9 protein-coding genes are annotated in these 19,891 nt (G+C 39.5%); 1 reads left to right on the forward strand and 8 read right to left on the reverse strand.

Annotation, left to right across the window (positions count from 1 at the left end; genetic code table 11):
* The first annotated feature begins 204 nt into the window (after window positions 1-204).
* Entirely contained in the window at window positions 205-660 is a 456-nt protein-coding gene (locus tag LCM11_RS13490) for a hypothetical protein (RefSeq protein ID WP_224894816.1), read from the forward strand.
* A 253-nt stretch (window positions 661-913) separates the two neighbouring features.
* Here the strand turns inward: LCM11_RS13490 and LCM11_RS13495 are convergent, their stop codons facing one another.
* The 8 genes from LCM11_RS13495 to LCM11_RS20425 all read right to left on the reverse strand — a co-directional run bounded on the left by LCM11_RS13495 (window position 914) and on the right by LCM11_RS20425 (window position 19,890).
* On the reverse strand, window positions 914-3,373 hold the full coding sequence (locus LCM11_RS13495) for a TrmB family transcriptional regulator sugar-binding domain-containing protein (RefSeq protein WP_224894817.1): 2,460 nt from the start codon (window positions 3,371-3,373) through the stop codon (window positions 914-916).
* Entirely contained in the window at window positions 3,370-4,986 is a 1,617-nt protein-coding gene (locus tag LCM11_RS13500; protein WP_224894818.1) for a hypothetical protein, read from the reverse strand. Before LCM11_RS13500 ends, LCM11_RS13495 begins: the two co-directional genes overlap by 4 nt.
* A 15-nt stretch (window positions 4,987-5,001) precedes the next feature.
* Window positions 5,002-8,367 carry an AAA domain-containing protein gene (locus LCM11_RS13505; RefSeq protein WP_224894819.1) on the reverse strand — a complete coding sequence of 1,122 codons (3,366 nt, stop codon included), beginning with the start codon at window positions 8,365-8,367 and terminating at the stop codon, window positions 5,002-5,004.
* A 1,052-nt stretch (window positions 8,368-9,419) separates the two neighbouring features.
* Window positions 9,420-11,072: a UvrD-helicase domain-containing protein gene (locus LCM11_RS13510; RefSeq protein ID WP_224894938.1), complete on the reverse strand. Its 1,653-nt coding sequence runs from the start codon at window positions 11,070-11,072 to the stop codon at window positions 9,420-9,422.
* Window positions 11,056-13,566 carry a hypothetical protein gene (locus tag LCM11_RS13515; RefSeq protein WP_224894820.1) on the reverse strand — a complete coding sequence of 837 codons (2,511 nt, stop codon included), beginning with the start codon at window positions 13,564-13,566 and terminating at the stop codon, window positions 11,056-11,058. Before LCM11_RS13515 ends, LCM11_RS13510 begins: the two co-directional genes overlap by 17 nt.
* The gene (locus LCM11_RS13520; protein ID WP_224894821.1) at window positions 13,541-15,967 is read right to left on the reverse strand and encodes a UvrD-helicase domain-containing protein; all 2,427 of its coding nucleotides are present in this window, start codon (window positions 15,965-15,967) and stop codon (window positions 13,541-13,543) included. The genes LCM11_RS13515 and LCM11_RS13520 overlap by 26 nt, the downstream gene beginning before the upstream one ends.
* A gap of 145 nt (window positions 15,968-16,112) precedes the next feature.
* Window positions 16,113-19,766 (reverse strand): AAA family ATPase, encoded by a 3,654-nt coding sequence (locus LCM11_RS13525; RefSeq protein ID WP_224894822.1) that lies wholly within the window; start codon window positions 19,764-19,766, stop codon window positions 16,113-16,115.
* Complete coding sequence (locus tag LCM11_RS20425; RefSeq protein ID WP_263622578.1) at window positions 19,759-19,890, reverse strand: hypothetical protein; 132 nt, start codon at window positions 19,888-19,890, stop codon at window positions 19,759-19,761. Before LCM11_RS20425 ends, LCM11_RS13525 begins: the two co-directional genes overlap by 8 nt.
* Window position 19,891: the final 1 nt, after the last annotated feature.

A 19,891-nucleotide genomic window follows, 5' to 3' on the forward strand; every position in this document is an offset into this window, starting at 1 on the left:
ACTCCCCTGATTTATTGGTTTTATGGCATTACTACTTGTAGCCGGTCTTACATTTGGAATTGGAAAAGCAATCGACCTTTACTTCTTGGAGAAGGCGAAAGGTAGAGAACCGGGCAAGGAATCTTTGATTAATGCCGTCAAGTCTGGAAAAAGGGGAGGAAAGAAGATTAATAAAGACTGTAAATACCGGATTGGAGAATATGAATGGATAAGGTTAAAAAAATTATTAAAAAGAATCGGGATGAAATTGGAATTGCCACCGCCCTTGGACACTTCTATTCACAAGGCTCTCAAATAGATATAGAAGAGCACGGCTATACCATTGAAGCCTTGAAAAGGAGTAACACTGAATTACAAAAAGACAATATTAATGAATTGCATATATATGGGCAGTTGCTCAAAAAAGAGCATCTGGCGGGTCTGATTAAAGGAATAGCACATGAAGTCTATTATGTAGAAGCAGAAAATGAAGACGGGAATGCCATCTATGCTTATATGTTTGAGGATGCAGTTCATGAAGACTATGATATCGTAGTTTATGACCAGTACAGAAATTCTGAGAGCTTCCAAATGAAAGCACAGACTCAGTGGCCTATAGCGAGCATTATAATGGAAGAAGTGGGAAGTGATCAGGGCATACTGACAGAAGAACTTGCTTAAAAAATGAGAAATGCTTCCATCCGCTATAAGCAATAAAGAATTGCCCTCAGATGTTGAACAGGTCGTGGACCAGCTCATTGAAAACCGTCCACTGTGGCATTACCTTCCTGCTCTCTCTGCATGGTCAATTCCCCCTATTTCCACCCCTCCCTGACAAAGAGGTAAATCAATAAAAAAACCGCAGGAAATCAAGGTATTGCCGCTTGTTTTCCTGCGATTTAATCATTTCTATAGAACCTTTTCCCGGCCCCTCTTATATTTCAAGTACTAATTCAGCTTTGAGCCTTTCAGCTTCGAATTCGGCTAAATCCAGGTGTTTTTCTTCTTTTATCGCCAATTTCCGTTTTTTTCCTAACCGGTACAAGGTTCCAGTGAGCGGCAGTTTTTCTTCAGGCAATTTAAACGTGATAGAAGAAAACGGCAATTTAAGGTCTTTTTGCTTTGGAGTATAGCTGAATTCCCGACCGATTTTTTCCAATTTATCTCCATAGGATTTCCACTCACTCTCTAGCTTCTTCAATTCTTTTTCCTTTTCGATAAGAAGTGACTTAACCTCGATTTTACCGTGTAGACTTTCCTTGTGAATTGCTTCTTTCTCCTTTGAAAACTCCTCGATTCTGTCCGAAACTTCTTCATATTGCTTGAAGATTTGCTGTTGTTCCTCCGTGAGGTTGACTCTCAGTCCAGAATGGGTCGCCAATTCCTTCATGACATACTTCATATTTTCCTTGGATTCATTGATTTTACTCTTACTCATAATTTCCTCAAAAATTGAGAGTTGGCTTTGGCCTGCTTTCTCAAGCTGACTTACTAAATATGGCTTGATGGTTTTTTCAAAATAGACGTTTTTCTTTCTCAGGCTCTTTTTCAAAGTGGAGAAGGAATTAATGTTGTCATTTAAGTAGGAGCAGAGCTCCAAGACCTTCTTTTCAGAAGCAGCTGCCACGATTATGTCTCCATGCTCTTCCTCCATTTCCATCTGCTTAAGAACACACCTATCGATTTCAGTATCGAGTTCCTCTATCTCCGCTTCTGCTTCAGGAGAGACCTGCTCCATTTCGCTTGTTAACTCGCTTACTTTCTTTTGTGTCTGAGATAATGCATATCCTAACTGATTCTTCTCCTTTTCCAATCGTTCTTTTTCTGACTGCCATTCTTCCTTCTTTTTATGGTAGTCCTGCTTTTCGTGGAGTTCCAGCTGTTCTTCAAGCAAATCAGAGGTATAAGAGTCGATGGTTACGAGCAAACGGGATACTTCACTCCACTCAAATACCCCAAGATTGATGGCAGTAAGGGCTGCTTCTAGTTCTTTTTTTACATGTTCGGACTCCTTATGGTTATCTCTCTGAAAAAACCTACCCAGAAGGGAGGTAAGGATATCCTTTCTCTCTTTGCTGACTGTATTCGCATATTCAAGGACCTTTTCTAAGTGGGTCTTAAGTTTTGTCGTCTCCTTTTCCCACTGGTCATAAAGGGTATCTACTTTTGCCTTTGAATCTAACACTTTTGGAACAAGCTTCCAACGGTGGATAACAGTTCTAGCAAGTTGCTTTTCAGCAGTAAATGTCGGTTTCACGGTTGTTTCAAAATAGTCCCTGAGACGATCAACAATTATTTCATCATAATCCACGACCAAGGACTCATTGATTTTTTCCTCCTCCATTTTCTTATTGAAATGTTCGAAAATGACTTTATCAGATTCTAGGGAACCGAGAGTGGTGGTGGACTTATACTCCCAAAACTTTCCTCTGTTATTTCGAAGACGATGAATGAGACTTTGCGTCTCTGCAGGACTTAAAGAAATGCTGATTTCATTGGTGTCAAGGATAGAGCCGCTAAGCAGCAAGCCCTTCCTTTCATCTATCATCACAAAGAAGTTGTTCAGGTTTTCCATAGAATATATTTTGATATTGTTAAATTCGGACAGGTCCTTAATGAATAGGTGATCTTCCTTTAAATCGGTGTAAAAAGAAACCTTCACACCCCTATCCGACTTCTTCGCGACCAACTGGAAGAGCTCTTTATATTCTTTATGGCTCGATAAAGCTATGTGGATAGAAGATTTCGCTTCAATAATCAATTCTTCCACTTTCCTGGAAAGATAACGCTTCTCCATGTCATTGAAGAAAAAGGTGTCTGGTTCAATCAAAGGATAAGTGTCAAAAGGAGCACGCAGTCCGGCACTAGACGATCCGTCTCTCCCCCTGTATTCCTCAGGTGCTTTCCAGAAATTGTAGACGAAATAGTGAAAGGCTTCCTTAATTTGTGATCCGTTCATTACAACTGAGTAATCCAGACCGTTCTCGATACTCAAGCCATTGTAACCGAACAAACAGCCGCTTTTCGTTTCGAGGTCAGCTCTTGGATCTACAAGGACCATAAGACCTGCCACTTCCACGTCAACCCTGACAAGGGCTTTATTATGAATGAATTCATTATAGATTTCTTCATAGGCATTCAAAAGGAGGTAGATTCTAACTCCCCTTTTTGCAAGCTTGGGAATCTCCTGGAGGATTTCCTTTGGAAGCCTATCGCTGCTACTGATGCAGACAAGCTCTTCTGCTTCCCGCATTTGATTCAAAACAAGGTTCTTAATTGACTGATATTGGGAGGCAGGATCCAAATCTAGATATTTTCTCCATACATTGGTTAAAACCGAATCAAGGTTGGATACTTTCTCTTCGCAATATTTCACAGGTACTGTGTTCGTCATAAGTAGAGCACCTCTTCTAAGGAATTTAATTTTTCGTTCAATCCTTGCGGGAATACCTCCGGCATGATTTCAATGAAACTGATGTCCTGCCAGGTACCTATGGTATGTTCCCTTGCGTTCCGCCAATTTTCATAACGGCACTGGTCGAGCTCGGCTGTCATCTTGAAACGATGCCAGACACCATTTGATTTATAAGCGAAATAGCGATCATGTGGCTGGATCCCCGGATATACATCTTCATATAATTCAATTGACACATCCTTCGCAGCCATCTCAACAGGGATCTTTGAAACAAGCAGAATTTGTTGGACTCCTTTATCCCTGAAGCAATCAACAAATACATGGAACTTCTTGATTTGAGCCGGATTTATGACATATTTCGATGAAAAGACAAGTATTTCAGGCCTGTCATTCCCGACTACTTCTTGAACAATTTCCATCATTGATAATCTTTTGCCCGGTGCGATGTTGATCCTCCGATTATGAACGACAAAACGGTCCTCCACATCCAAGAATAAATCCTTAGGTGCCTGCAGATTCCAGTAAGACTCGAAATCTGAATTAGCATGCAATTCTCTAGCAAGTTCCTCCATAGTTATAGTATCAATAATATACTTATAATGGAGGAAGGCTTTATGTTCTTTTAGCTCCGCCAGGTAATTCATCAGCTCTTGATGGTTTTTATATCCTGTTTCAGTAAACTTCTTGATAAGGACTCTAATCCATTTCTTTGCATCCTCAGCATTCTGAGGGCCGATTGAGATGTTATGAATCTCAGTGGCTTCAAAGGCTCCCATGCCTTCTTTTTTGAACGGAGGAATTTTCAAGGACATTTCTAATTTTTGGCATTGGATTTCATTGATTTCATTAAAAGGGACTTCTAGGCACTCTGTGTCAACATTCCAATGCATGTTGGATGGTTTGCATTTATCGATAATCATGTAAAGCAATTCTTTAACATTAATATCACGGACTCCCTCCACTTCATGTTGGCGGAAATTTATAAGAGAAGAAGCTGATACCTTTAACTCTCCTGAAACATAGAAGATGGAAGAGTTCTCCCGGTTGATGTCGATACTCCAAATGATTTCATATGTTCCGCTGTCTTCAGCCAAGAATCCCGAAGGATTGCGCCCATCGAATTCCTTTATCTTAAATTCATGTCCAGTGTTTACAGACTTGCAGGACATCCCTGTAAACAAGTCGCCCTTAAGAGGGGAGGCCACATCAGACCTCTTTCCCTTTGCTGTCCGCTCATAATGGAGCAGAGAATGTTTAAGAAATTCATCTTGCAGATAATAAACCTGAAATTGTCCCCTCTCGGCAACAGGGACTACGCCTGATTCTACTACTTTCTTCCCTTTCAAAGATATAACACCGTTCAGGGTCAGCAAACCTATAGATTTTAAGTGACTGATAATGCCCTTAATTACCACAGTAGGCACTTCCGCTCCGATTTTATGCTCTAGAAGGTCTTCTGTGGCCACACCGCCGTTTTCATGTATGAACTGCAGGATTTCGACTAAATCTTTTCGTTCCGGTGTCATTTTTTCGATTTTCAAGACTGCTTCAAATGATTTGATTTGTCCTTTTCGCTGAAGAGTCATCCTCATTGTCTATCCACTCTCCTAGTTGTTTTTCATGTAAACGGATTCTCTTGCGAGAAGCTCTAACTGTTCAGATTGATTGTTTTTCAAAAAGTAGTGATATTTTCCGACTATGATGCGCTGGAACCTAGCCCTTGTGATTCCTACATTCAATCGGTTTGGATTATCCATAAAACCCATTCCCCTGTCGGTTCTGACCATGGATAGAAAGGTGATATCTGCTTCCTGACCCTGGAATTTGTCGACCGTGTAGTTTTTAATATCGACATTTTCAATAGAGAAGTTGGCAATATTGGCTTTCTGTCCTGTCAGTTCTTTCAGTTTATCTGCCATTAGTTTCCGCTGACCGTTATAAAAGGATAGACAAGCAATCTCCCAGCGTTCCTTTTCAGGATCTTTACTTGGGTTAAGAGCTGCCCATTTCACAAAATGCTTGATTTCACTGATGATTGCAGATGCTTCCGCTTCATTACTGGACCTTTTCATCCACCCTTGAACGTCGAGCCAGATATTTCTACTCTGATAACGCGGATAGGACCACTCCCTGTTTTTCTGGGTGTAGGCGGAATTCATCAGAGAAAGATCATTATAGAATTGCTTTCTTGGGAATTTTGAAATATCGGGATGCATCCGGTGCTGATAGTCTAGTGTTACAAAACGGGATTTCTTCTCCTCCTTGTTAAAACCAGAGTTCAGGGTGGTAGCGAGTGAGCGTTCTCGATTTTTACCCACCCCCACCTGAAGGGCCTGCAGAATGGAAGGCAGTGCTACATCACCGACGTTATTGATTTCTCTCACGGCCCACTCAGAAGCCGTTTTTGGAGCAAGAAGTTCAAGGTTCTTCTTATAGTTCTGTCTTGTCCTTGAATTTTCAACGTTTTCAAGTTCAAAAATTCTCACCATTCTCCACCCGTATTCAGACGACCAACTCTTTTCCTTCAGAAACTTCTGCTGCTCGTATAGAAAATCGATTGGGAGCAGTTCGCGCTTCCTATCTTTCTTCCAAGTGAATTTAAGTGCCTGATGAAGCTCCTTCGGATGATCTCCATATAGAGCGTTGACTTGATAATGGTGGGCCGAGCCCTCCCAGCCCTCCTTGAGGACGACCATGTGAGCTGGAATGAATGGCTGTACTTCCTGGAATACCTTCTCGCTTATGAACAGCACATCTGCGCCATTCAACGTCCAAACTTTCGGGTGCCTGTTTCGGATATCAGAAATGGAAACCGGTACAAAGGTTACCGACTCCACTGAAGGCTCTTCTTCCACAAGGACGACACGCTTCTTGATATCAGCCGGATTGGTCGCGGAAAGCTCACTTCCTATCTCTTTCATGACTTCCTCTGGCTCTACAATACACACGGGCATCTTTACTTTGTGATTATGAAGGTATTGATAGATCAAGAGTGATGCCCTTTTTAAAGGGGGCTTCAGTTTCATATCATCATCGATACCGGCTTGGATTTGATCTCTATCATTGAAGGGTGGAAGTTGCTTGATATCCCCTACCAATATCCATTTTTTTGCAAAAAGGGCAGGGATCAGGAATTCTTGGAAAGTCGTTTTACTTGATTCATCTATAATCAAATAATCAAAAATCGGAACAGCTGGTTCGTTTTTTTCTAACTGAAACAGCGGACTATTCTTGCCGAGAATTCCAATGGTAGTCCCGCAAACTAGGTTGGCCGCCTCCATCATCACATTCCCAAATTTATGGTCCTGATAAGAATTCCAGCAGAATTCCCTTACTTTTTCACTGACAGATTCAACGTTTCCGATCCGCATCGGAAAGATGCCTTCCATAAGCTCCCTGTCTTTTAGTCTTTCAAGCACATTATCTATCGCTACATGAGTGGAACCGCACAGAAGAATCCTTTTTCCCCTTTTGATCAGCTGAAGGATCAATTCGAGAATCGTCGTGGTCTTTCCAGAACCCGGTGGTCCTTCCAATAAGGCGAAATCTGGTGTTGAAAGTGCTTTTTGGACAAAATCCCTTTGCGAACGGACACCTTCCCTTTCCGATTCGGTAAGAACTTTCCAATCATATACCTCTTCTACAGTATTGGCGGTCCATACATTGCTCCTTTCTTTCTTCTGGGAAAGCTTGATAAGGGGTTTGTGCTCCAACAAGGGAGTATTCTTCAACCGAATCAAGGCATCCCTTTGCATCTTCAATTGTAGTGTACTGATCTTGATAGACAAAACTTCAGGAATATCTTCATATTCAAGAGGCGATCCGTTATATGGCCCCTTAAGGAAGAGGATGCGCTCATCTTCATTGCTTCCGGTCACCTGGAATTCGACCCTCTTTCCATCAATAAACCCCTCAAGCTCCCTTGTTTCCTGTTCAAAGAAGTAATCAATTGCAGACTTTGAGAAGAAGTCTTCTTCATCATCTTCCCTCAACCGGATTGCAATCTGCCCCTTTCGGCCACGTTGCTTATGCTTCCTGCTAAGCTCTATCAAAAAGAGTGGAATATTCAGAGTAGGGTGGAAGTATTCATAACCCTCCCCAATGAAGTCCACGTTCGCAAGGGTAGTATAAAAATCTGCCTCCTTATCTACTGTAATTTTATCCTTGCCGAGATCAATTCTTCTCGGCACAGTAATTTCCTTCACCTTAAACGGAATCTGCTTTTGACCCTGATAAACAGTAGAAGGGACTGGATATGAAGCATCAATATACATAGTGTTCCCCTGAATAGCCCTGACAGGAAGGGGATTGTCTCTTTCATCTTTATAATTGGTGTCTTGAGAAACAAGGGTGTACCAATCATTCACGTCTACATGAAGCCCGTTTAAAAATATCTCAGATTCTTCGTCAACTTCCCCGGACACCGTTAATATGTAACACCTTCGGGAATGATCATACTGTTTGTCCAGTATTGGGAGCTCCCGGCCATCCTGCTGAATGCTTGAAAAATTAAAGGGTGATATATATGCACTACTTCCATCGATCGTGGAAGCCTGCTTTTCCCCTTTATATAAATCCCAATCACTTAAACTGACTACATGCCTGTGACTTGAAATTGAATAAAAGGTAAATTGCTCCGGCAGCAGAGGCGTCCAATTCTGGTCAAGCCGGATTCCATGTGAATGGTCAAAAAGGACGGAGTTATGGACATTCAGTTCCAAAAATCTCTCTTCAATAAAAACTTCAATGGAAATGGATTTTTCGACAATTAGCTCATATGTAAGCGGTTTAAAACTCAAGATAGAGGGATTATCAACCCTGTCCCATTTCGCCTTCAAATGCTTCTTATCTCTTAAAGTATTGATCGCCAAGTTTAAGTATCTCTCAAATTTACTTAAATTATCAGACACGGCATTTGTCATATTAGCAGCTATTCTGGAATCTTCAAAAAGAGCATTATAATAGAGATTCATTGTGTGACTCCTCCCAAGATGTAGGAAAATATATTCACATTATACAACTTTAGAGACATATTTTGGTGAATAATTGGAATTTTTAAGAAAATATTTACGGAGTGACAGGCAGGGTCAGTGTGGGGCCGAACTTAAAATTGCATAGACACTAGGTTGTGGTCTTTTAAAGAAATGTTTAAAGATCGATGCAATTTGTTATAGAACTCTAAAGAGCCAAAAAATAGCAAACTCAAATCATCGAGCGTTTAGGAAATGACTATTATAACCACGACTTTATTTTTCAAAAACTTTACTACAACGCGGATACACTATCCTCATCAACATAGTTCATATAATAATGGCTAGATTATTGGCAATCCAAGGTTCAACCAATAATTACCCTCACACTCTATGAGGTGTACCTATCCGTCTGTTTTAACAGAAGCTGATGATTCTCTTGACCAAATAATATAAGTTATATCAAATAGTAGTTTGGAATAGTTTGCTACTTGATACTATTGTTACTGAAAAGAGGGGGAATCGGTGTCAAGAAAATATAAATCAACTACTATCTGAATTTTACAATATTCTAATTAATATCAGCGATGATCTTTCAAAAAGGGTACTAAAAATATGGGGAAGGTTCTAGCGTTAGTGAAGTAATAAACAAACATGATAATTGTCCCCATGTTACGAACAAAAGGTGGCGAGCATAATGCTCGCCACCTTTTTATGGCGGGGGAAAATGAATTACATCATGCCGCCTGTGGATTTCACTTAAATACAGCATAATAGCATACAATATTTCGGATGATGTCATTTAACTATTTAACAAATTAGCCAATAAAGCAAGTTTAGCATTATATTTATTACCACTAGCGTTGCCTTGATATAGTTTGAAAATTCAGTAATCTCATACTTAGCTGAATAAGTTAAAACTCAATCATTTTATCACCCATTTTCACATCAACCTTTTTTAAAAGAATCTAATATTAAAGTAAGTAATCATTCTAATAAGCATAATTTTCCTTTTAATCAAATTTGAAATTATATTGTTTTTGTTATGCTTCTCCCTATCTAAACCTCATTTTCTTAAAGTTATGCGCCTCATAATTCTTAGGATGAAACTGTCTAAGGAAAGGCGACTTTATGCCACTCCCTAACAAAACCACCTTCTTCTTTGCCCTTGTAATCGCTACGTACAGAATCTTTTTCTCATCGTTCAGAATACTGTCTTCATCTTTCAAATAAGAATCAGAAAACGTATCTCCTCCGGACCGTTGATCCAGCTCTTTGATCCTTTTTTGATTCGGGTAGTGTTCCCGGTCAAAATGGATGATGAATACATAATCAAATTCTAAACCCTTGATGCTGAAAGGATCAGTGAAATAAATTGGTTTCTTTTTTTTTGAATAATTGAAACTCTTTCCGTATTGCTCAGTTCTGATTACGCTGAACTCTCTGCTTAAAGCCAGGAAAATTGAAGAATTATTGATGTTATGGACATCACTATCATAGCGATGCACAATGGCGATAGTCGCTTCAGGGGTCCCCATGCGTATATCTTTGATGCTATTGATGAGATAACGTGATTGCTTATTTTCACTATCATAATACCGGATCTCAGGTTTTGGACCCTCACGTACAAATTTCTGATCGTCTTCCCGGTCATTTTCCACATCGAGAAATTCGATGGTACTTGCGAAATCCATGATTTGTTTGGTGGAACGGAAGTTGATTTTCAGCGTCTTATTTTTCCGCCCCTCCAATTTCAAGCCTAAGTCTTTATATGAGAGGGGTGTCCGTTGGTAGATTTTTTGCTTGGAGTCACCGGATAATACAATGCTTTTTTTCGTTAATTTGACTAGAGCCATAATTTGCATCGGCTGGAGGTCCTGCACTTCATCGATGAAAAGGTGATCATATTTTAAACCATCCGGTATTTCATCCATATGCTTCAGTAGCAAGAGAGCATAATCTTCGTAGTCCAGGTAGTCATGAAATTCCTTTTTCGTCATCTCTAAATAATCTTCATACAAGCGGTAAATTGTCTTTCGCTGCATCTTCGTCAAACGTGGATGGCTGCCTCTTCCAGTTCTTTCTTTGGTAAAGTAGTCCTCTTTGGAATAACCGTTGGCTTTGATCCAGGCTATTTCTTCCTTTAGAAAATTGCCAGCATGTGTTTTATACAACCTTTCTGCTTCCGGTAAATGTTTATGGTTAGGCGAATTCATGAAGTTATCTACCAACACCATTGTTCTTCTTTGGATATTATCCTCTATCTTTTCAATTTTTGATTGATTGGTAGATCGGATCGGTACATGATTCATGCCAATCGCATGCAGAAGCTTCGCCGCCATGTAGTGGAAGGTATTGATATGCAACGTATGCTTGTCTTTCAGCTTCTGGTATTTCTCGGATTGGCCCAGACGCTTGTACGTATCTACGATCAGCGTATCATTGAATGAACAGTACAATATCCGCTTTCCCGGTTCTTCCTGTTCCAACGTCTTGATTAGCTTATACAACAGCGTAATGCTCTTCCCGCTCCCGGCGGATCCATTGATCAGGAGCTGGTCATCCACCTGCTGCACAACAGCTTTTTGTTCATCACTTAAGGTAATATCCGGAAGGACGCCCTTCGTTTCAAAGTAGTTTTGCCATACTTTTGCTGACTTCAGGGCAAAGCTAAGCCGTTTTTCTTTTACTTCAGGAGTTGAGTTCATCAATAGCGTACTCCCCTTCCTTACAAATCGTTAAATGAGGGCACATGCGACAATGCGTCCCCGGAGAAGCGTCTATTTCCAATGGACCAAAGGCATTCTCTAATTCCTTTATGCCTTTAGCAGCATTCAAATTATCGTCGTTATAGCGGTTATGGTAATAGCTGCGGGTGCTTCTCCCCCTTAACCGCTGCACCTTTACAAGTGCCTTAGGATAATTGATATTTTCATAGGTTTTATACTCACGAACCCCACTGATCGACTCCGTATCAATAAAATTATTTTTCTGGGTACCGGTCCAGTGCGGGAAGAGAGGAAAGATCGTTTCTGCGAATTCCCGGCTTCCTTGATGCTGTTCAGAAAGCAACGAACCTACCATACCAAAGGTCAATTGTTGGTGAAGTTCATTATCATAGACCGGCTGGTGCTCCACTAGATTAAAAGCAAATTTACGAGCACAGAAATCAAGGTCCGTCCAATAAAGATCCGGCACTAGTTTCAAAGTCTGCAACTCTTTGTTCCATGGATCCTCCTCTTCTTCCTCCCAATCATAATCATCGATTCCTTTTTCTATCGGTTCAGCTTTATCAATAATCCCATCTGTATAAAGATGACTGATTATATTCAGATAAATGGACGAGCCCCCCTGTTCTTCCTGGCTTCCTATCCAGCTTAATTCGCAGCCTTTCTGGTGATAAGCAAGAACATGGTACAGGTTATATAGCATAAACACGCTCACCTGTTGCCGGGAATGGTAATCCGTGACCAAGGCATGCAGGAGAACGGTTTTCGCTTGATTGTGAAAATGAAGCTGGATAGATTCTTTCAGCCACGAATAATCTAAGTAGTCCGGTAGCGTCGGCTTTTTGCCAGGGAAGTTTTCCAGTGATAATCCAGAAACATGAAAGTCATTCGCATTCATGGCTGCGCCAATTACATCGGAATAGTCCTGTACGCTATACCGAAAATCAAGCTTCTCGTCCCTGGATAACTCGATAAAAAGCAGCTGTAACATATCCGCCTGATTTAATTGCCAGTTTTCCTGTACCGAAAAGCGCAAGCGCTTTTCTATCATATTTACGGTCTCATTATCCCAACGCCTTCTAACCCGATTGAATATAGCCAATAACCGATTCCGGTAGGCTTCTATGCTTACACGTTCATCTTCTTCCAAAAGCAAGTCATTTAGTTTTTGCTGGAGGTCTCTCCCTAAATCCAACAGTATTTTCGGTGTAACAGAGTAACGATCGGCATGAACATAGGAAAAGGAACGAAACGGGTTAGACATATATCGTTTGACCCGATCACTGCCCGTCTGCTCGCTGGACAAGTCATCAAACGTCGAACTCACCTCCCGAAGCCCCACAAGACCTTCTAATCGCTGGAAGATCTCCGAAAGATGGGTGACTCCGCTCATATAATCTTCCAGGTCAATTAATAGATCTGCGGCCCGTTGTCCGGAGGTGCTGCTCGTATGGACCCATCCGGATAATAGCAGTTCACGGAATACGTCATAAGAGATTTCAATATCATTCTCTTTCTTCTTACAATTGGGCAGATAACGAATGAATTTCCCATAAGGACTGGAAAAAAACTTATCCTTAGAGGTAAGAGCTAAATAATGATTTAAGAATTCATTCTCGAGACTGGCTATTTCATATTCGCCAGGGCGTATTTCCTTCTCCTTTAAGTGATGGGAGAAGGTCACAGGATGATTATAGTAGAAGACCTTCACACTGGCAGCATCTTCGGTTGCTTTTTCACTTTGATGGTCTAAATAATAGGCAAACCGACTTCCCTTTGCTGTTTGTGGAAGAGATAGCTGTTTCCACGTGTTCATACTTGTTCTGGTCAGTTCTTCATAAACTTGTTTCCATCCTTTATTAATTTGAGTGAATCTCTTATCATAAGGAATCCGGAAAATCACCTGAATCCCTGCCCGCTCTAGCAAATGAAACAGAACAACCCGGGAAGCAAACACAAAATCCTCTTGATACACATAAACCTTTTTAATCGCTGGTACACCGACAGCTTCAGCTAAAGTACTTTCATTAATCGCAAACAGTTGCTCTTTGTATCTACTCACTTTATCGTCTTTCAGCAATTCATTACTGATTTTCTGGAACAGCCGTTCATCTTCACTCAATTGTTCTCTATCGGTCAACGGGAGGCCGAATAATTCAGCGATAAATCGGAAGCTGTTGGCTGCTTCCTGCAAATTGTGGTCCAGCCTTCTTGTCGCCTCTGTCTCTTCCATCTCTGCTAGAATCTCCCGGATACGAGAAATAAAATAAACATCTGTCCTGGGATCTTCCCACTCTTTAAATAGCTTCCTCGTCAAAACCCGGTAAGAGATTACATACGCTTTCAGGTGAGAGTGATGACTCTCTACAAAACTTTTTAAAGAGGAGGTCGGAAAAATATGCAACGCCTGCTCCGAAGCAGGGAGATTTTTATAAAATTCATAGCTGTTATTGAACGTTTCTACTTGAAACATGGGCGGCACCTCCTAGTGACAAAAGATCTTTCCATGAGCTGACTTTCTGCGACTGGTAGCCATCCCCGGAAGCGTGGACAAAAGCTGTCTTCTTTGTTCTCGTTAATGCTACATATAATAATCGCGTTTCTTCTGCCTCCTGCTCTTTCCTTTCTTTATGATAGGCTCTATCCATCACGTCATTTTGGAAGTGCTGGTTCTGTAAATAAAAGTGGTAACCAAAGCTCCATTGATTGTTGTCATTCTTATCGAGAATCATCCGGTCACTGAATCCGGAAGTTAAGTCAAAGTCCGTTTTAGGGAGGATGACGTAATCAAACTCCAGTCCTTTCGCCTGGTGTACAGTCATCACTTTGATACGATGATCGGCTTCTTCCGTAACCACTGCTTCATCAATGATGGTATCTGTATTCATTTTAATCCGTAAAAACACTTCCAATTGTGCTAAGGAAGGTGGCGTGGAATCAAATTCCACCCGGAGGATGTAAAGCAGCTTCTCTAAATTACGCTCGTATTCTTTCATTCGGACGAGCGCTTCTGCCTGCTGTATGGTTTTATCGGCTTGCGGGTTATTTTTTCTCAGTTGCTTATAATAAAGGCGCCTGTATAGGTCAGCAGGATTTAGCCTATTAATAATTTGCTCTAACGCTTCCATCGCATTTTTATTAATTATATGATCGTTTTCTGGAAATTGGTCGTAATCTCTTAACAAGGATGCCGCGTATTTTTTAACCGGCGAATAGGATGCTAGCATCTCTTTCATGGTAACTTTTCTCTCTCCATAAGAGGAAAGGTGGAAAGCCATCCGGTCTTTCCAAATATGCGGATGAGTAAAGCGGCGCAGTAATAAATAAAACTCTCTTACTGCCACCGAACGATAAAAGGCACCAGGCTGGATCGCTTCACAGAAAAATCCCTGCCCTTCACAAATATCAACAATCTCCTGAACATGGCGGTTCGATCTGGCCAAAATACAGGTATCCTCTTTATGTATCCTTCGGAGGATATAAGAAAGATTTTGATCATCCAGCGGAATTGTAACTAGATCTTCTTCTACATCATCTTTCTTCGTAGCAATCAGGCGGTCATTCTCTTCATAACGGAACTTTGCAATGACATCCTGCCATGATTGGAATTGTTGATCGAACATATCCAGTAATTTCTCCTGGGTGCGATAATTCTTACGAAGGGATAGCTCCTGATAAGTTTCTCCTGCCTCTGCCATTTGCTTGATGAGTTGTTCAAACGCCGTATAATCAGCTCCCCGGAAACGATAAATACTCTGCTTAGTATCTCCTACCGCCAGAAGTTGAGCGTTATAGGTACTGGCAAGCCATTTGATGAATGAAATCTGAGCGTCGTCTGTGTCTTGAAACTCATCGACCATGAACATTCTATATCTATCTTTCAGATCAAGGGAATAGCTTGTGATACTGGTTAGCCGGCTGATTAAATCATCGACCTCGATAGCCTGTTCTTTCTTTTTCAGTTCATCCAATTGGTCATATAGATAAGACACGATAAACTGAAGCAAACGGTTAAATTGAGCAGGGTCCATGCCATAGTCAATTTGTTTTACTTGTTCTTTATGTAATGCCTTATTCGAAAACATTGCTAACACTCTATAAATCCGCTGTTCTATCAAATAATGAGGGATAAATCTAAATTGACTATAAATGTCAGGATATTCATGAGCAAAAATATCGATGCCCCTTTTAATTATTGCCTTCTTATCACGGATATAACTGCGTACTTTTACATCTTGAAAATAGCCGATAACATCCCCATGATTTCCGATGAACTGTTTGGCAAACGAATGAATGGTTCCGATGATCGCTTCATTCAATTCTTCCATCCATTCCAGATAACGTGTTATTCCTGTTAAATCATAATAATTAGAGAGACGCTTTAATAGCTTCTCCCTCAAATCATTTGCTGCTTTATTGGTAAAAGTAATCAGCACATACTCACGGAAAGGCACATGGCGGGTGGTATGCTTCAGAAACATTAATCGATCGAGCATAACCGTCGTCTTCCCCGTACCCGCACTTGCTTTAATAATTAGATGTTCCTTCTCTTGAAAGTGCTCTACGATATATTGCTGCTTATTAAAAGCACTCGATTCATCAAAAAAATCAATCAGTTCCTGGCTGTAACCTTTTCCGTCGATCCATCTTTCAGGTACCAGGAACCTTTCCGAATAGAGGATTTCATACGTCCGAAGCAAATCATACTCTAAAGTCTTCTTGAAAAAATCGTCTGTTTGAAAAGGATCGATAGGATCCATCGTAATGACATATACTTTTATACCCTCCGATAAGTAACGGGCAATTTCCTGGTAATGATAGTCTTCTAACTCTGGCTGATAGATTAATATCGAATACTGAGGTTGTTCTATCATTTCATTTTCACACCTTTTGATTTTGAAATAACATATATACCCAGTGTACTATATAGTAACTTTGTATCTGACTTGTCATTGATGATGGGTAACGTTTCACAAACGACTTTGCAAGTTGCGAATCAAAGAATGACTTTAGCTTAATTTATTCATTAATCCAAGAAGTAATTTTATTTTCTATTTCTAATGCATCTAGGCTACCATCAAGTCCATCTTTAGTAATTATCAAATTACCCTCTTTTTCGGAAATACCTACCTTCTCATAGTTGTTTCGTTTTTCATCCCAATCCCTTTTATAAGAAGCAATATTCAACATACCAAGATGTTCTATATAAGCAATACGTCCTTGATGACGTATTGTGAAGTCCGGCATATAAGTTTTCCCCTTAACCCTTAGAGGTTCTTCATAGGTATATTCGATACCTAATTGATTTAAAATGTTAGCTACAATCACTTCCGATTTAGATCTAACCAGTTCCCCACCAACTGTTTTATGAATTAGATTATTTTCGAAAAAACGTTTTTGATTATTAATTTCGATTTCTTTGAGATTGGGGACCTCAAATAGATCTGTATAACGTTGCTTTGTGTCTGAGTACCAATCACTGGAATACTGAACCAACTCTTGAACACTTAAATCACTTAATATAATGAGTTGTTCTTTTTGACGTGAAAAAGCTGTATACAATAATTCTTTTGTTAAAAAAGAACTACGCCCATTGATAACAACAATCGTTTTACCAAAGCTAGATCCTTGGGCTTTATGAACAGTCAAAGCATATGCAAGTTCTAACTTTGTATCATTGTTTTCTCCGCCGAAATCCGATTTCGTATATGAAAAAACTTTACCTTCAAAAGAACCAAAGCGGAACTTGTAATATTTTTTATTTTTATCGTTTTTTCCATACTGTTCAGGAAAACTAGACATTAATCCAATTTCTCCATTTGCGATATACTCACTGCCCTCAGAACCATCCCAATATTTACGTTCTCCATTTGTATTTGATATAACCTTATCACCGTAGACAATATTTTGAACTGATTGTGGATTCTTCTTAGACCATTGATTTTTATTCCAGTTTTCCACAATAGCTTGGCGATACTTCTGATGAATTTGGTTATTTAAATAATAACTTCCTGATCCTACGAATTTTGTAGGCGAGAGTATTTGCCAATCTTCAATAAACCTACTCGTTTTATAATTAGTATATTTCCCGTTCTTCTCTGCGCCTAAGCTTTTATTAAATCCATTAACATCATCGTCATCATTCATCTCCAGTGTTTCAACTAACTGAGAAAGTAATGATTCTTCAAGCTCATCAGTACAATCGTATTGTATGTACTTGAGTCTATCATTCATTTGCTTATTTTGTATTTTGTAGACTATATCCTTATTCATTTGATCTGCATTTGAAAATAGTTGAGCAAATGATAAATCATAGCCTCCTGTACCTTGTCTCATTTCCGTTTGTAATTCCGCCAGATTGTTTGGATAATTATGTTTAAGATAGTTTATCAAGTCTACAAAAGGACGTCCCGCTCCAATTGGAGGTAACTGATTAGGATCTCCAATAAATATAATCCTGTGTGCATGAGACTGAACTAATTTTAAGATACCAGCGAACATATCTTCTGTTAACATCGAACTCTCATCAATGATTACAGTTTGCGCCACACTAGTGCTTGGCTTTTCTGGCATTCTATAAGACATTCTATCCCAGCTAAATCCACCAGAACGAGTTAAGAACTGTGCAACAGTTATAAACTCTGCATGTACTTCGCTTTTCTTAAATGAATTTTCAAGTTGGACCCTTGCTTTCCCAGTAGGAGTCAATGCTAAGACCCCGCCTGATCTTATCTCTTCAGATGAGGCAAGAATGCCTAAAGCTGATGTTTTACCAGTTCCTGCCCTTCCAATTAGAACAGACAACTTTGAAGATTCTAATGCTACCAAAGCATTTGCTTTTTCCTCACGAGCTTTTTGGTCATTTTCTTCATTTTCATTTTGCAGTTGACCAAACTGCTCATCAATAACTTCTCTCCAATTTTGCGAGTTAGGTAACTTAATGTTAAGGCGGCTCTTTATAATCTCTAGAACTAGTTCTTTATACTTCTGATATTCTAATAATTTTATATAATTATTTGTTTCATCGACATATAAGTCGCCTTCTTGTAAATATTCTACAACTCCATGAATTTTTTCCACAGAGAAGTCAGTATCGTAGTCTAGCGGCAATTTATTAATCAAATCGATAACTCTATCATAACTTAAAAATGTATGTCCTCTGTCCGCAGCTTGCGAAAGAACAAAAATCACCATCGCCCGGAAACGCCTTTTATCTCCCTTAGTACGCATCTTTGACGGTCTCTTTAAAGGATGATTATTTATAACCAATTTATTTGTAAACACCGCATTTTCAATTTGAGATATATTGATCTTCCCTACCTCTTTCTCTTTGCGAGATAATTCATATAGTCGGTAAGGGTTTTCAATAACTTCATTAGGTTGATTCTTGTACTTTTCCCAAGCAAATAACGCTTGATCCACTGATAAATTGATGCGTGCTAACAAGTCAAAATATCTTATTTTATTTGCATCTTTTAGAAGACCGTTAAACTCATCTTCCTTTTCAGCGAGACTTTCATCTAGTTTTTCATCACCTATTTCTTTATCTCCTGAAAAATAGTCCCCTAATTCAGTAATCAAATCTCTATTATCAGTATCAATATACGTTGAAATATCAAATCCATATTTAACACCAAAAGCTGATAACATTGCTCCAAGCCCGGGATAGATTCCACGTTGATTCCAAACATTCTCTTTCTGTTTTTCTACATAATTAAGTTGAGTATTCACCCAAGTACGGTTAGCAGTTTTCAAATTTAAATCAGCGATGTTTTTCAGAGCAATTTTTGTTTGATTTAACACATCAATTGTTGCGTCGAAACTAACCCACTCTGCTGCATAGGAGAACTCGTCACGAAATCCCGTGGGTTCAAATATAGTAACTGTACTTACATCAAAATCCGGATTTAATTTTGCATATTGTTCAATTTCAAGGTAAGGCATTAAGAAACCTTGGTCCCCACCTTCACGAATAGAATGCGCTGCATTTGTTTCCCAAATATAATTTTTTTCATCGCGTGTACCATCAGTGTCATATTCTTGTATATTGATCGGAGAAATGATATTTCCAATTCCTGCAATCACCCTGCGGTTATCTTCGATGAAAGGAACTTGCTTGTAATAAGGAAATATAATAGACTCATCCGATTTAACACCTGAGAAAAAATAATCAAAAATCCCTTTTTGAGAATCCCCGTGCGAAACCCACGAACTATTCCAAGTAAGCATTCGCTCAGTTTTATCCAAATCAAAATGAAAATTATAATATTTAGCCTTCTTCTTGGCATTATCTTTCAACGTCCATGAAAATGGACGCAATAAAAAAGAATAAGGCTGAAGTTCAAATAATGTTTCTTCAAAATGATTAAATTTTTCATTACCTTTTTTATACGGGTGGTTTAACTTTAAAGGAATCTTCGTTTCACTCATAAAAGCCGCATTCTCAGTAATCCAATGTTGCATTTCTAAGGGACCTGCTACAAGATAATCCATACCCTTATTGTTATCCTCAAATTCCAAATCCCTTAATGAAGCAATATTAGGAATCACCTGACTAGCAACATTGTTTTTGGGGTTATCATCAACTTTTCCCGTAAAACCATTATCCTTCCAAGGTATTCTCGTTGAGAAATGTTGTACGTATTTCGCTCTTTTGGGTTTTTGATTAGTCATTTGAGTCAGGCCCTTCATACAACATCGCTTTTGTTTTAAGACTCACAAACACATTTGAAGTGATCCTCTGTTTTGCATCTGACACCTTAGGCAGGTCTTCTCTCCAGGATTTTTTGTTACGCATT

This window comes from Halobacillus halophilus, assembly GCF_020171985.1.
Classification (GTDB): domain Bacteria; phylum Bacillota; class Bacilli; order Bacillales; family Halobacillaceae; genus Halobacillus; species Halobacillus halophilus_A.